This is a genomic window from Aeromonas sp. 55A (genome assembly GCF_051919665.1).
Classification (GTDB): domain Bacteria; phylum Pseudomonadota; class Gammaproteobacteria; order Enterobacterales; family Aeromonadaceae; genus Aeromonas; species Aeromonas veronii.
In genome coordinates this window covers 524,942-538,685 of the sequence record NZ_JBQBEH010000008.1, presented here as the reverse complement: position 1 = coordinate 538,685, position 13,744 = coordinate 524,942, and the positions used below count along the sequence as shown (strand labels likewise).

Here is a 13,744-nt window from a genome sequence, read left to right as displayed (position 1 = left end):
CAGGCCAGCGGGTCGGTATCGCCAGGATGAGGGCTTGCTCAACTTCGCTTGCTCTTTTTAAATCTCTGTCCGTCGTCATGCTGTCCCTTCATGCAGTACCTAATCGACGGCATTTGGCTGTTGAACAAGGATGGCAAGCATCATAGCCAGCTTCCCGGATGCTGGTGTTATCCAAGCCAGCGCTCCCGGCAAGGGGATTTCATGGTGTCATACCTGGATCAGGCCGAGATCCTGCAATGAACCGATGCAATAAAAGATGGGGCCTGCGGGCCCCATTCTTGTTTGGTGGAGTTCAGGTTTGGCCGTGGAACATCTGGCCCGGACAGGACAGCGCCTCGAAAGGGCTGTGTGATGATGTGTGTTGTTTTTTTATTACATTTTCCGTGAAAGGCTTTCAGCAATTACTTGCCGTAGCGGAAGTAGTATTCACGGGTGGAGGGGGCATAGGCATCTTTCTCTACAACGCCGTTCTTGGTAGTTGCACCGCGCAGGTGGAACAGGACTGCCAGATTCTCAAACATGGTTTACCTCATCGCTCTGTCATTTATGGTTATGGTGTGTGACCTGGGTCACGGTTTGATCCTATGGTCATTTGTGAGCCAGATCAACTTTCTGTGTTGTAAATTTACAAAAATCATGGAAAGGGTTTTCAAATGTAATGCCCTTTATGGAAAGGCTTTCCCGAGGTGACGGGGAAGAAGCTGATGATCAGCCAGCAAAAGATGCCTGAGAGCGGGGGCGTTGCACGGGGAAAGAGGCTTGCTGCACGGCCTCTCCTTTATGGGTGCTTGAGCCGATTTGTGACATAAAACAGAGAGATAGCACGCGCCTTGCTGGTAAAAACAGCGAACTGCTGCAATTTTGACTAAACGAATCAATCGCGGTTATTTTAGGGTTGACAGCAAAGCGGGTGATGCCTATCATGCGCCTCCGTTGCCGGAGATAACTTCGTCAGCGCCGAGGTGAGTTGGGGTTATAGCTCAGCTGGGAGAGCGCTTGCATGGCATGCAAGAGGTCCGCGGTTCGATCCCGCGTAGCTCCACCAAATTCTCCTCGAACAATCTGGAATCAAAGGGGTTATAGCTCAGCTGGGAGAGCGCTTGCATGGCATGCAAGAGGTCCGCGGTTCGATCCCGCGTAGCTCCACCAGATTCCTGATTGTTGTAGTGAATACCCAGGGCAGTGTGGTGTGTATCACCCAGGCCGACCTTTGTGGGGTTATAGCTCAGCTGGGAGAGCGCTTGCATGGCATGCAAGAGGTCCGCGGTTCGATCCCGCGTAGCTCCACCATTATTTAGGATGAATGGCCGCCAGAACCATTCATTCAGTACCGAATTTGGGGTTATAGCTCAGCTGGGAGAGCGCTTGCATGGCATGCAAGAGGTCCGCGGTTCGATCCCGCGTAGCTCCACCAAATTCAGAGTGACTGCCGGTCATTCACAAAAATCGGGGTTATAGCTCAGCTGGGAGAGCGCTTGCATGGCATGCAAGAGGTCCGCGGTTCGATCCCGCGTAGCTCCACCAAATTCTTGTTACAAGAAACAAAAAGGCCACCGCATCGCGGTGGCCTTTTTGTTTTCTCCTGTCCCGTCCTGAATATGGTTTACACCTTTCCCCCCCAATAAATGGAGAACCCGATGGGACAAGGTGTGAAACGGACACAGCGCGATTACTCGCTGACTTTTAAACTGTCACTGGTCGAGCAGATTGAAAAAGGCGAGCTCACCTACAAACAGGCTCAGGTGCGTTATGGCATTCAGGGCCGCTCCACCGTTCTGGTATGGTTGCGTAAACATGGTCGGCAAGATTGGAGCCTGGGGGCTTCTGTACGCGCCGGTAGGAGCATCACCATGCCTGACCCCGACAACCAGACGCCCGAACAGCGCATCAAGGAACTCGAGCAGCAGCTGGCGCTGATGAGCCAGAAGGCCCGGTTCTTTGAGGCCGTCGTCGATGTACTGAAGAATGACTACGGCGTCTCCATCGTAAAAAAGCGACCCGGCAAGTCCTCTCGCAGCGGCAAGTCGAGAAGCTGACCATCGTCAGGGCTTGCCTGTTTCTGGGGATAAGCCGGCAGGCTTACTACAAGCGCAATCGGGTCGCCGACGAGCGCCATGCACAGGGATTGCAGGTGGTGCATTTTGTGCGTCAGGTTCGACTGCGACAACTTCGGGTGGGCACTCGCAAGCTGCATTATCTGCTCCAGGGTCAGGATGATGGCGGGCTCAAGGTCGGGCGGGACAGGCTGTTTCAGATATTGGCCGAGCACAGCCTGCTAGTGCAGCCTAAGCGGGCGTATCACAAGACCACCCACAGTTTTCACCGTTTCTACCGTCATCCCAACTTGCTCAAGGCGGGGCCAGGGCAGGTCACACCGGTGGCCCCGGAGCAGGTCTGGGTCGCTGATATCACCTATCTGCCAGCCAGGAGCGGGCCGCTGTACCTGAGCCTGGTGACGGATGCGTACTCACGCAAGATAGTAGGCCACCACGTACACGAAGGAATGCATGCCGAGTCGGTGGCGATGGCGTTCAGGAAAGCACTGAAGCAACGGCGTGGCGACGGTGAACTCATCCATCACTCTGACCGCGGCGTGCAGTATTGCTCGGGACTGTATCAGTCATTGCATGAACGGTACGGGGTGAAATGCTCGATGACGGATGGGTATGACTGTTATCAGAATGCGTTGGCGGAGCGGGTGAACGGGATTTTGAAAGGAGAGTTATTGCTGCAAAGCCCGCAGGATTTGACGCAAGCGCGGGAAATGGTGCGTGAAGCGGTGGATATTTACAACGCAGAGCGGCCGCATCATGCGTTGAAATACAGAACCCCCGATGCGGTGCATAGGGGGTTCTGAGTAGAGAAATGCTAGTTGAAAATGTGTAAACCTATTTCAGGACTAGACACTCCATCATTTATTTTCTCCATACCTCTGCGCCTTTCATTTGTAAATCCAATGACCTGAATGAAAAAGCCCGCGAGAGTCGCGGGCTTTGCTTGCACTCTTCAAATGCGCCTGTGGTTAACGGCGACGTCGCCAGGCCAGCGGCAACAGGGCCAGCAGGCCGAGTCCCAGTGCACCACCGCCTGAGGAGGTGTCCGGTTTGGTGGCATCGCTCTCCAGTCTCAGGTCGACGATGATGGGATCATGGTCGGAGGCACTGAAGGGGTTGTCAGACTTGAGCAGGGAGCCGGTGTACTGGCTGCCGTATTCGAACAGGGAGCTTTCGAAGGAGTTGATGTGCCAGTCGGCGACACCTGCCACCTTGCTGGCCAGCGCCGGGTTGGCGAGGGCGTAGTCCAGGGTGCCCAGTTCCCCGTCGTAGCTGTAGGAGATGGCTTTCTCCTTGTTGAATTTGACGTTGAGATCGATCAGGCCGTAGCTGCGAGTCACTTCGCGACCGAGCTGTTCATAGGACTGCTCACCGATAAAGGTGTGGGAGGCCGATACGATCTTCCGCTCGCTGGTGGCCGGGTTGTAGTCGGTCAGCACCCGGATCGGATCTTCCTTGGCGTAGGAGTTGAAGTCGCCAACCAGCAGCACCTGGCCCGGCAGTTTGCTGACCGCCTCACCCAGCACCTTGGCGGCAGAGACCCGGAACTCGGTGCACTTGCCCTGCAGGTCGGCCGGTTCTGTCTTGCCATCGCCATTTTCGTAGCAGCCTGACCCCTTGGATTTGAGGTGGTTGACCACCAGTGTCAGCGGCTCCTTGCTCTTGGCGAGGGTGAAGGTCTGAAGCAGCGAGTCGCGCTGACCGGCTGTCTTGGCCACACCACCAGTGGTGTAGCGCTGCTCCGGCAGCTTGATGACGCTGGCATCTCCGCTGGGGGTGAGCAGGGCAGGACGGTAGAGCATCGCCACCATGATGGCATCGCCGCCGAAGAACTTGCCATCGGTAAGTGCCGTGACCGGCAGACGCACATAGGCGTAGTGTTTGCTCGCATCCTTCTGCTGTTCGTTGAGGCGGGTCACCAGATTGTGGAGGGCCGAGTTATCCTCGAAGCCGTTGTTCTCCATCTCCATCAGGCCGAGCAGATCGGCATCCATTGCGGTAATGGCATTGACGATCTTGGTGCGCTGTTTCTCGAACTCGGGCTGGCTCTTGGCACCCCGGTTGCAACCTTTGGCGTTGTCGGCATCCGCCTGATCCTTGCACAGGATATTGAGTGCGCCGCCAATGCTGGAGTGACTGGTGAAGTAGTTGAGTACGTTGAAGCTGCCGATCCGCAGATCGCTGCCAGCGAGGCGAGCCGGCGCGTCTTGACGATCCTCTTCAGGGCTGCGCAGCAGAGCACCGGCAGTCAGGGTGACATCGCTCGGTACTACCAGACGGAAGGCATCTTTGTTATAGACGATTACCCCCTCCAGCCCTGTCAGTTGATCACCGATGCGCAGATATCCCTGATCGGCATCCCAGCTCGGGAACCAGGGCAGTACGCCATCCGGTGCTTTGTAATCAGACTCAACTACCAGACGGTTGCTGCCATTTTTGGTAGCCAGTGCGACAGCGTCCGCACTGCTGGCAACATGAAGTTGGGTCGGTTTGATCAGCGGGGTTTTGTGGGCCAACTCTACGTTGTTGCGATAGACCTTGTAGTCGAAGCCGTAGTTGCGGGTCAGGTGCAGGTCACTGCTGCTGTCGAGACGTACCCGCATCCCTTCGTGGCGATTGAGCGCTTGCGCCAGCGTTTCCCCTTCATTGACCTGCAGTACGCTGGTCGGCACCGCCAGTCCTTGCGCTGTGACCTGCAGGCGGGCTTTGCTGGATTCGAAGGTGGGTTTGAGCTGGGTGCCGCCGTAATACTCCTCGACCTTGGCTTCAAGGCAGAGTTCTGCCCCCGGTTTGATGTCGGCATAGTTGGTCGCAAACTCCTTGTCGTTTAGATAGACAAAGATGCCATCAGAGGTGGCCGGATTGCCATCACCCACCGGGTCGGTCAGATAGAAACCCTTGGTCAGACTTTGGCCCAGCGTTGTCACGATACCGCGAACGTTGAAGGTGCCCGTGCTGATTTTACCGGTCACATTGCCGTTCTTGTCGGTCACGGTCTGGGTGGCCAGCGCGCTGGCGGAGCCTGTGCCCTGAATGGTCGGGATGGGGGTGAGTTGAGCCGGATCGGACGGGCAGACAAATGCCGCATGGGCACCTGAGGATGCAAGTGCCAGCCCCACGGCCAGCGACAGCAGGGTACGAGTACCTTTCATAGGTGTTCCTTTTTATTTTTGCCAGTGATTCCATAGCCTTGGCTCGTTGACCAAGGGCGCGCATTGTCACATTTCTGGCATGTCGTACCAGTGAGCCAACGCACATTAAATGAATCTGGGAAGGTGCGGGAAAGCGTTTTTATGATCCCAGTAACGATATGATTTTTTTGATAATTAAATCAATTTTAACCCTGTGATCATGACGCTTTCGTGGCAGGGGATAATTCTCTTTGAGAATAAAGATTGAGGGGATTTTGTCGCCTTCCTATACAGGGTTCGTTCCTCACGGAACCCAGGTAAAGGGCAAACCGGCAGTGATGCGGGGGCGCAATGCTTCCGGTCTCGATCGTGGATCCAGATAGCGGGGTTTCCCTGGGTGAGGGGTGGTTTTTGTGGCAGGTCCATTGCCAGTTGTCTGCGCCCATCATGCAGGTTGCGATTGTTCTTTGCCTTGGTGACCAAGCCAAGACAAAACAAGGAAGATAACAATATGCAACAGCTCTTCAGACCCAGCAGGCTTGCCATGCTGGTCGCCCTTGCGGCTGCGCCCGCCTGGGCTCAGGCCGCTTATCCCGCCTATAAATCCGGTACTGCCTACAAGGCTGGCGATATCGTCAGCAACGTCGGTGCCCTCTATGAATGCAAAGAATTTCCCTATTCAGGCTGGTGCGGGGCATCCCCCTATCACTATGAGCCGGGGGTAGGTGTAGTCTGGGCAGATGCCTGGAAGCCCTATGGTGGCGAGGTGCCCCCTCCTGCACTCGGCGTAGCCGTCAGCTCGCCAGCTGCTGGCGCCAGCTTCAACGAAGGTACCAGTGTGGCGCTGGCGGTGACCTTGAGCGGCCCGGTGACGGCGCTGGTTAAAGTGGAATACCTTGTCGACGGCAAGCTGGTGGCCACGGCCAGCGCCTCGCCCTGGAGTGCCAGCTGGAGCGCCGCCGGAGTAGGGGCCCATACCCTCAAAGCTCGCGCGCTGGATAAAGATGGCAAGGTGCTGAGCGAGGCGGATTCCAGCTTCAACGTCGCCGCCGTGGTCGCGCCAGAGGCGCCCAAGGCGAGCATCAGCAGCCCGGCCAATGGCGCCAAGGTGACGCTGGGTCGCAGTGTGGCGGTGAGCGGTAACGTTACCGATGCCAACAACGATGTGGCCAAAGTCGAGCTCTATGTCGACGGCAAGAAGGTGGGCGAAGATACCACTGCCCCCTGGCAGGTGAACTGGACGCCGGATGTCAAAGGCAGTGCCGCCCTCAAGCTGGTGGCTACTGACAAGACCAATCTGAGCGGTGAGTCGGCGGCGGTGACCGTCAATGTCGAGGAGGCCGCGCTGCCGCCCACCGGTGGCAACCTCTCTTGTGACATTCGCCAGATCTATCGTCCGGATGGTTACGAGTGCATGGGGGATGACCATGCCCGTCGGGTTATCGGCTACTTCACCTCCTGGCGCACCGGCAAGAACGGCCTGCCTGCCTATCTGGTGAGCGATATTCCATGGAACAAGATCACCCACATCAACTATGCCTTTGCGGCGGTGGATGAGCAGAGCCACACCATCAAGGTGGACGATGCAGCCACCAAGATGACTTGGGATGGCGTGCCGGGTGCCGAGATGGATCCTGAATTCGCCTACAAGGGCCACTTCAACCTGTTGTCGAAGTACAAGAAGCAGTATCCGGACGTGAAGACCCTCATCTCGGTCGGCGGCTGGGCCGATACCCGCGGCTTCTACACCGCCACTACCAAGGGTGACTGCTCGGTCAATACTACCGGTATCAACACCCTGGCTGACTCGGCGGTGAGCTTTATCCGCCAGTACGGTTTTGACGGGGTCGATATCGACTACGAATACCCCACCTCGATGAAGGATGCGGGCAACCCCAACGACTTCCCGCTCTCCAACCAGTGCCGGGCCAAGCTGTTTGCCAACTACGAGGTGCTGATGAAGACCTTGCGGGCGCGGCTCGACAACGCCGGTAACGAAGATGGCCGCAAGTATATGCTGACCATCGCCTCACCGGCCTCGGCCTATCTGCTACGCGGGATGGAGAACTTCCAGGTCACCCAGTACCTCGACTACGTCAACCTGATGACCTACGACTTCCACGGCGCCTGGAACCACTTTGTCGGTCACAATGCGGCCCTGTTCGACAACAATGCTGACCCCGAGCTCTCTCACTGGGGCGTCTATACCCAGACCCAGTTTGGCGGTATCGGTTACCTCAACGCCGCCTGGTCTGCCCACTACTTCCGCGGTGCGCTGGCGGCTGGCAAGATCAACGTTGGCGTGCCCTATTACACCCGCGGTTGGCAGGGGGTGAGCGGTGGCAGTCATGGGCTGGGTGGCAAGGCAGCCCTGCCGAGCCAGAACGAGTGCCAGCCGGGCACAGGTGGCAGCACCATTCCGTGCGGCAACGGGGCGGTCGGCATCGACAACATCTGGCATGATCTCGACAAGAACGGCAAAGAGATCGGCGGTGGCGCCGTGCCGATGTGGCATGCCAAGAACCTGGAGAATGCGGCCAGCCTCGGCATCACCACATTGCCAAGTTATGGCACTGCCTGGGGTCTGGATCCCAACAATCCGGCTCACGTGATGCAGGGCAAGTATGTGCGTTACTACGATGACAAGGCCCACGCGCCCTGGCTGTGGAATGAAGAGAAGAAGGTGTTCCTCTCAACCGAAGATGAAGAGTCCATGGGCCACAAGCTCGACTACATCATCAAGCGTGGTCTGGGTGGCGTGATGTTCTGGGAGATGGCGGGTGACTACGCCTTCGATCCGGCCAAGAACGAGTACGGCATGGGCAGTACCCTGACCACCCTGGCTTATGAGAAGTTTGCCAAGGCAACCCCTTACAACACCAAGCAGAATGATCTGGCCGCGCCGAGTGCCCAGCTCGACATCCAGGTCAGCCTCTCCGGCTTCAAGGAAGGGGACTCCAACTACCCGATCAACCCGAAACTCAAGCTGGTCAACAAGTCGACCCAGACTATTCCGGGCGGCGCGCGCATCGAGTTTCTGGTGCCCACTTCCACCTCTGACACCATCACGGATCAGAGTGGCATGGGCCTGAAAGTGGTGGAGAGCGGTGGCAACGACAATTCGGAAGGCATTGCCAATGAGAAGGACTTCCACAAGGTCGCCATGAACCTGCCGGGTTGGCAGACTCTGGCGCCGGGGGCCGAGATTGAAGTCGCCATGACTTACTACCTGCCCGCCGCTGGCGTGCCGAGCGGTATGCGCATCATCAGTGGCAGCCAGACCATTGGTCTCAAGGCCGAGTTCCCGACCCTGCCGGAGGCCGTGCTGGGCTCGGGTGGCGGCGAGAATCCGGGTACCAGCTGCAGCAGCCAGAACGTCAATCCGGCGGCCTACAAGGCCTATCCGAGCTGGCCGCAGGGGGATCATGCCAATGGCGGCGATCGCATCACCCATAACAAGGTAGTGTGGCAGGCGAACTGGTGGACCAGCAGCGAGCCCAAGGCAACCGATGGCAGCTGGAAGTCTGTCTGTAGCTATTGATTTTAAAATCAATGAGATAAGTGAGGCTTCGGCCTCACTTTTTTTGTCTGGTTGGTCGCTCTGGTTGAAAATGCGCCTGCCTTTCCTGGCGGGCAGCCTCTATAATAGAGTCGATTAATAATCAGATGGATATCAGCGTATGGCGAGTATATTGGATTCCGTTGATCAACGAACTCAACTGGTGGGTGAAAACCGACTCGAGTTGTTGATGTTTCGTCTCGGCACCCGTCAGATGTTCGCCATCAACGTCTTCAAGGTACGGGAAGTGGTCAAGTTGCCCCATCTGAGCAAGATGCCGGGCTCTCATCACAATATCAGCGGGGTGGCCAATATCCGCGGTACCTCGATCCCGGTGATCAACCTGCGCAGCGCCATCGGCATGCGTCCCATGCCCATCGACAGTGAATCCAACCTCATCATCACCGAGTACAACCGCACCATTCAGGGCTTTCTGGTGGGGCAGGTGGCCAATATCGTCAACATGACCTGGAAGGACATACTGCCGCCGCCACGCTCCGCCGGGCGCGCCAACTACCTCACCGCCATCACCCGCATTCCCGAAGATGGAGTGGATCAGATCGTCGAGATCATCGATGTGGAGAAGGTGCTGGCGGAGATCATCACCTATGACATCCGGATCTCTGAAGAGGTGCTGGATCGGGAGATCCTGCCCGAGATGCACGGCCGCAAGGTGCTGATCGTCGATGATTCCAGCACCGCCCGCACCCAGGTGCGTGAGACTCTTGGCCAGCTGGGACTCGAGGTTATCGAGTGTCAGGATGGCTTGCAGGCGCTGACCCTGCTCAAGGGGTGGTGCGATGCTGGCAAGAAGGTGACCAACGAGATCCTGCTGATGATCACCGATGCCGAGATGCCTGAGATGGACGGCTACCGGCTGACCCACGAGGTGCGCAGTGATCCGCGCATGTCCGATCTCTTTATTACCCTCAATACCTCCCTGAGCGGCAACTTCAACGAAGCCATGGTCAAGAAGGTGGGTTGTGATCGCTTTATCTCCAAGTTCCAGCCCGACCTGCTGGTGGGCGTTGCGCAGGAGAGGTTGCGTCAGGTGTTGGGAAACTGACCGATACCAATCCACTGGTGAACCATAACAACGGGAAACTCGGGAGATGCCGTAAGCGCCGGTAACTCTCTGGCACCTATTCCAATACAGCCAAATCCCCATTCTGGATGTTAAACGGCGTATATTTGTTCTGGCTGCTGATGATGGCGCCATCGTCGAATACCTGCACCACCTCGAACAGACCGTCGGCCGGATTGCGCATCATGCGCGACTTGCCGTAGGGGTCGATGAAGTCGGCGTTGTGCTGGATGCGGAACTGGTCGCCAAGTTTGACGCCGTTGCGCCGTCCCAGATTGATGTAGGGACCGCGTTCGTTCTGGCCGACCACCCGGGCGGTGACCGGGGCGCAGGTAAGCTGGGCCACCAGATCCTGAGCCGCCTGCTGCAACTGGTAGTTGACCTCTTGGCCATAGCTCGACTGCCAGAACTGGCCGCTGCTGCTGCCCACCTGTTCCCGCTTGCCAAAGGTCCAGGTGGCACGTCCTTCGTAGACCTTGCGGTTGATCAGACTGCCGTTGATACCGTCGAACAGGTAGAGCTGCATGCGAAAGTTGCGCACCGGATCCTCATACCAGCTGGTCAGCTGGTTGCCCTGTGGCTCGATGGAGAGATCATCGATGCTGCCGAGTACCAGATACTGGCTGTCGGTGCGCAGGCTAAGCGCCTTGATCTCTTCGAGGGCGCTGCGATCTCCCTGTTGCAGGTGGAGCGGATCAATGCGCAGGTTTTCATCCAGCCACTGGCGCACCGCGACCCCTTGCGGTGCGTTGGCGAGGGTTTCGAACAGCCGGCGCGAGAGATTTTCCGGCATGTCGTCCATGGCGCCATAGCTGGCCTGATCGGGGTAGCGCAGGCGTAGCCTGACCAATGTCAAATCCTTGGCGAAGTGCTGGGTCTGGCAGATCTGGCGCTCGGCCTGAATGTCGGCCACTAGCGTGATATACATGCGACCGTTGCGCACCTCTTCCCGCTTGAGCCGGTACTGGCGAATGTCGCCGCCGGAGCGGATCTGGATCTGCTCGGATCGCAGGCTGCCATTTTCCAGACGCTGGACGCTGGAAACGGCCGCGCCGCTAGCCAGCAGCGCCTGACGCAGGGCGTCGCGGGTCGCCTGCTCGCGGGCATAGACCTCATCGCCCCCCAGAATGGCGGCGCTGCCCTGCGCTTCGATAAGCTCGGCGCGGGCGCTCAGGCTGGCCAGCAGCAGGGTCAACAGCAGCGGTAATTTCATAACAGATACCTTGATTAGGCGACTCGTAGCCCCTTCTCTTGAAGAGGACATGGCGGGCCGACATGGATCACACCAGTTGTTCGATGACGTTTTTCTGACCATCCGCCAGAGATTGGCTCAACAGCGAAGCTTTCAGCAAGAATCATGCCTCATTCCCGGCTCAAGGTTTGTCCGGCGCGTCCGATAATAAGTCAGGTGCAGATACAGGAAAGGTATCCATGAACAAACTCATCACGGCGTTGGCGATCGCCCTGGCATTGACCGGGTGCGGCTCCGACCCTATCAATCGGGATCAGGGTGACCCCCGCCAGGCGGCGCAGGGGATGGAGCTCAACTGGCTGGTGGCGCGTATGACCGATCAGCTGATGGAGCGCAAATCGCTGACCACCCTGACCGAGCCCATCGCGGTAGCCTCATTCGTCGATCTCGATACCCTGCAGGATACCAACTGGATGGGGCAGCAGATTGAGGAGAGCTTTATCTACGAGCTCAACCGCCGCGGCGAGGTGGTGGTGGACTTCAAGCTGACCGGTAGCATCAAGGTGACGCCACAGGGTGACTTTGTTTTGAGCCGCAACTACAAGGAGCTCTCTTCCCGCCTGCCCATCTCCCGCATTCTGGTCGGCACCTTCAGCCGCAACAGCAAGGGGATTCTGGTCAACGCACGCATCATCGACATGCGTACCAAAATGGTGGAGACCACGGCTCAGAGCCTGATCCCGCAAAAATATCTGTTCGGTGCCAACAATTCGTTTGGTCGGGCATCGATCAATCGCGGTTATCTGATGCGTGACAGCCAGGCGCGGCCGGGCGGTCATCTGGTCAATCTGACCCCGTGAGGAGCGAGTCATGAAGATCCTGTTTGGTTGCCTGTTGGCACTCTTGCTCACCGGTTGCAGTGGTAACCGGGTCGTGGATTACACCCAGGGTGGCAAGCCCGATGATTTTCCGGTGCTCAAGGCGGTGGGGTATGCGGTGATCGACATCCAGCCCGGCCCTTCCCAGTCTGAGAAAATGTTGCAAGCCATTCGCGCCTCCAAGATGGATGCTTATCGCGAGCTGGCCGAGCAGCTCAATGGTCAGCAGGTGCGCGGTCAGAGCAGCTATCGTGACCTGACCCAGACCTCCAATTCACTCGATGTGTCGGTAGCAGGCGTGGTGCGCGGTGCCCGGGTGGTGGCCTCTTATCCACGCGGCAACACCTATGCCACCGAGATGGAGCTCGATACCCGCGCCCTCTACAACATCAATCAGCTGATGGCCGGTCAGTTCTGAGTTATTGCCTGACCTGAAAACAGGCATCAAAAAAAGGCGAGCAGGGTGCTCGCCTTTTGTCGTTGTGGACTGGTTAGCTCCCCATCAGCACCGGCGGCACTGCGGTGGGTTTCACATCCTCGCTCGGGTAGCAGCCAAGCACCTTGATATAGCGAGTGATCTTGGTCAGCTCCACCAGTGCTGCCTGCATCGCCGGGGTCTGCAGGTTGGCGGAGACATCCAGGTAGAACATCTCTTCCCACGGGTTGCCCTGCACCGGACGGGACTCCAGTTTGGTCATGTTTATCTCGTGGTTGCGCAGTACCAGCAGCGCTTCCACCAGCGAGCCCGGTTTCTGGGAGGTGGACATGATGAGGGTGGTCTTGGCCGGGATCTGCGGTGCCACGTCGATGGGCTTGCGCGCCACCACGATGAAGCGGCTGTAGTTCTCCTTCTGGTTGGCCAGCTGCTCGGCCAGCACGTCCAGCCCATACAGCTCGCCGCCGGCCGCGCTGCCGATGGCTGCCGCCTCTGAGCTCGCCAGCTCTTTGACCTTCATCATGGCGCTGGAGGAGGAGTCGCAGATCTCGTGACGAGCTCCTTCCAGCTTGCTCAGATAGTGGGAGCACTGCTGAAACACCTGCGGGTGGGCATAGAAGGTCTTGATGCGGCTTAACTCGGTCGGCACGGCGGTGAGAATGCAGTGCTCGATGGGGTAGGTGAGCTCACCAACGATGGAGAGGCTGGTATGCTGCATCACGTCATAGACTTCGTTGATGGAGCCCGAGCTGGTGTTCTCGATGGGTAGCACACCGAAGGCGGCGCGGCCTGACTCCACCGCATCCAGTACTTCACGGAAGTTCTGGCAGTTTACTTCGATCACCTGATCCTTGTAGCGCGCCAGATATTTGCGGGCGGCCAGGCTTGAATAGGAACCGCGCGGTCCCAGATAGGCGACGCTGGTCATCGGCTCCTGCTGCTCCGGGTTGAGCAGGCTCTGAAGATAGGCCTGCTGGGAGAGCACAGAGTCTTCGATGATGGTGTGATAGATGCGGGTGATGTACTGGGCATCCAACCCCAGCACGCGCCCTTTCTGGATCAGGGCGACCAGCAGCTCCTGCTCCCGCTGGTGGTCACGAATGGGGCGCGGGTTGGCTTGCTTGGCACGGGCGACCTCGATGCTGAGGGTTTTGCGTTTCGCCAGCAGGGCAAGCAGCTCCTGATCCAACCGGGTGATGTCTTGTCTGATCTCGTCGAGCGTTGCCATGATTGTTCCCTATCCAAGTAATCGATTGATATTAATGCAAAAAAAAGCCTCCGCTAGGGGAGGCTCGATTCGTCTTTGCTTTCTGTTCACACGACGACAGGCCTTCCCTCAAGCGGGCCGGATAAACGAGAAAGCAAAGAAGAATGGTGCGTGCATAGGTGTGTCCTTGAAGTAACGTCATA

General features: G+C 57.8%; 9 protein-coding genes, 5 tRNA genes, 1 riboswitch and 1 other annotated feature. Of the genes, 10 read left to right on the top strand and 4 right to left on the bottom strand.

The annotated features are described in order from the left end of the window. Positions 1 to 708: 708 nt before the first annotated feature. Positions 709 to 924, bottom strand: coding sequence for a hypothetical protein (locus tag ACTG2G_RS06385; RefSeq protein WP_421387202.1), 216 nt, complete (start codon positions 922 to 924; stop codon positions 709 to 711). Between the two features lie 45 nt (positions 925 to 969). Between ACTG2G_RS06385 and ACTG2G_RS06380 the strand changes: the two genes are divergently transcribed. The 6 genes from ACTG2G_RS06380 (at position 970) to ACTG2G_RS06355 (ending at position 2,857) form a co-directional block, all read left to right on the top strand. Continuing rightward, positions 970 to 1,045 (top strand) — tRNA-Ala (locus tag ACTG2G_RS06380). A 28-nt stretch (positions 1,046 to 1,073) separates the two neighbouring features. Further along, positions 1,074 to 1,149: transfer RNA gene (locus ACTG2G_RS06375), tRNA-Ala, on the top strand. 65 nt (positions 1,150 to 1,214) lie between these two features. Continuing rightward, a tRNA-Ala gene (locus ACTG2G_RS06370) sits at positions 1,215 to 1,290 on the top strand. Between the two features lie 48 nt (positions 1,291 to 1,338). Next, positions 1,339 to 1,414, top strand: a tRNA-Ala gene (locus tag ACTG2G_RS06365). A 34-nt stretch (positions 1,415 to 1,448) separates the two neighbouring features. Continuing rightward, positions 1,449 to 1,524, top strand: a tRNA-Ala gene (locus ACTG2G_RS06360). A gap of 113 nt (positions 1,525 to 1,637) precedes the next feature. Then, a protein-coding gene (locus tag ACTG2G_RS06355; RefSeq protein WP_439985294.1) for an IS3 family transposase occupies positions 1,638 to 2,857 on the top strand; the annotation gives its coding sequence in 2 pieces (ribosomal slippage) (positions 1,638 to 1,986 and positions 1,986 to 2,857; 1,221 coding nt in all). A gap of 165 nt (positions 2,858 to 3,022) precedes the next feature. Here the strand turns inward: ACTG2G_RS06355 and ACTG2G_RS06350 are convergent. Next, positions 3,023 to 5,206, bottom strand: a complete 2,184-nt coding sequence (locus ACTG2G_RS06350) for an ExeM/NucH family extracellular endonuclease (protein WP_421386915.1) — start codon at positions 5,204 to 5,206, stop codon at positions 3,023 to 3,025. A gap of 292 nt (positions 5,207 to 5,498) precedes the next feature. Beyond that, a riboswitch (cyclic di-GMP riboswitch) is annotated at positions 5,499 to 5,581 on the top strand. Between the two features lie 115 nt (positions 5,582 to 5,696). On the opposite strand from ACTG2G_RS06350, the gene ACTG2G_RS06345 reads away from it, so the two are divergent. After that, positions 5,697 to 8,726 (top strand): glycosyl hydrolase family 18 protein, encoded by a 3,030-nt coding sequence (locus tag ACTG2G_RS06345; RefSeq protein ID WP_429204772.1) that lies wholly within the window; start codon positions 5,697 to 5,699, stop codon positions 8,724 to 8,726. Between the two features lie 139 nt (positions 8,727 to 8,865). Next, positions 8,866 to 9,810: a chemotaxis protein CheV gene (locus tag ACTG2G_RS06340; protein ID WP_216951924.1), complete on the top strand. Its 945-nt coding sequence runs from the start codon at positions 8,866 to 8,868 to the stop codon at positions 9,808 to 9,810. A 76-nt stretch (positions 9,811 to 9,886) separates the two neighbouring features. Here ACTG2G_RS06340 and ACTG2G_RS06335 read toward each other — a convergent pair whose 3' ends face one another. Then, the gene (locus ACTG2G_RS06335; protein ID WP_421386919.1) at positions 9,887 to 11,041 is read right to left on the bottom strand and encodes a flagellar assembly protein FlgT; all 1,155 of its coding nucleotides are present in this window, start codon (positions 11,039 to 11,041) and stop codon (positions 9,887 to 9,889) included. Positions 11,042 to 11,259: 218 nt separating this feature from the next. Between ACTG2G_RS06335 and ACTG2G_RS06330 the strand changes: the two genes are divergently transcribed. Both ACTG2G_RS06330 and ACTG2G_RS06325 read left to right on the top strand, forming a co-directional pair. Continuing rightward, entirely contained in the window at positions 11,260 to 11,880 is a 621-nt protein-coding gene (locus tag ACTG2G_RS06330; protein ID WP_421386920.1) for a FlgO family outer membrane protein, read from the top strand. A 10-nt stretch (positions 11,881 to 11,890) separates the two neighbouring features. Further along, on the top strand, positions 11,891 to 12,316 hold the full coding sequence (locus ACTG2G_RS06325; protein ID WP_005338717.1) for an LPP20 family lipoprotein: 426 nt from the start codon (positions 11,891 to 11,893) through the stop codon (positions 12,314 to 12,316). Positions 12,317 to 12,389: 73 nt separating this feature from the next. Here the strand turns inward: ACTG2G_RS06325 and pheA are convergent, their stop codons facing one another. Beyond that, a complete protein-coding gene (pheA, locus tag ACTG2G_RS06320; protein WP_421386921.1) occupies positions 12,390 to 13,562 on the bottom strand; it encodes a prephenate dehydratase in 1,173 nt (390 codons plus the stop codon). A gap of 38 nt (positions 13,563 to 13,600) precedes the next feature. After that, positions 13,601 to 13,722: a sequence feature (Phe leader region), on the bottom strand. Positions 13,723 to 13,744 lie beyond the last annotated feature (22 nt).

What these genes read in the sequence shown, in the direction of transcription:
- ACTG2G_RS06385 (WP_421387202.1), bottom strand. Translation starts at nt 924, where the DNA reads ATGATAGGCATCACCCGCTTTGCTGTCAACCCTAAAATAACCGCGATT.
- ACTG2G_RS06325 (WP_005338717.1), top strand. Translation starts at nt 11,891, where the DNA reads ATGAAGATCCTGTTTGGTTGCCTGTTGGCACTCTTGCTCACCGGTTGC.
- ACTG2G_RS06335 (WP_421386919.1), bottom strand. Translation starts at nt 11,041, where the DNA reads ATGAAATTACCGCTGCTGTTGACCCTGCTGCTGGCCAGCCTGAGCGCC.
- ACTG2G_RS06345 (WP_429204772.1), top strand. Translation starts at nt 5,697, where the DNA reads ATGCAACAGCTCTTCAGACCCAGCAGGCTTGCCATGCTGGTCGCCCTT.
- pheA (WP_421386921.1), bottom strand. Translation starts at nt 13,562, where the DNA reads ATGGCAACGCTCGACGAGATCAGACAAGACATCACCCGGTTGGATCAG.
- ACTG2G_RS06340 (WP_216951924.1), top strand. Translation starts at nt 8,866, where the DNA reads ATGGCGAGTATATTGGATTCCGTTGATCAACGAACTCAACTGGTGGGT.
- ACTG2G_RS06330 (WP_421386920.1), top strand. Translation starts at nt 11,260, where the DNA reads ATGAACAAACTCATCACGGCGTTGGCGATCGCCCTGGCATTGACCGGG.
- ACTG2G_RS06350 (WP_421386915.1), bottom strand. Translation starts at nt 5,206, where the DNA reads ATGAAAGGTACTCGTACCCTGCTGTCGCTGGCCGTGGGGCTGGCACTT.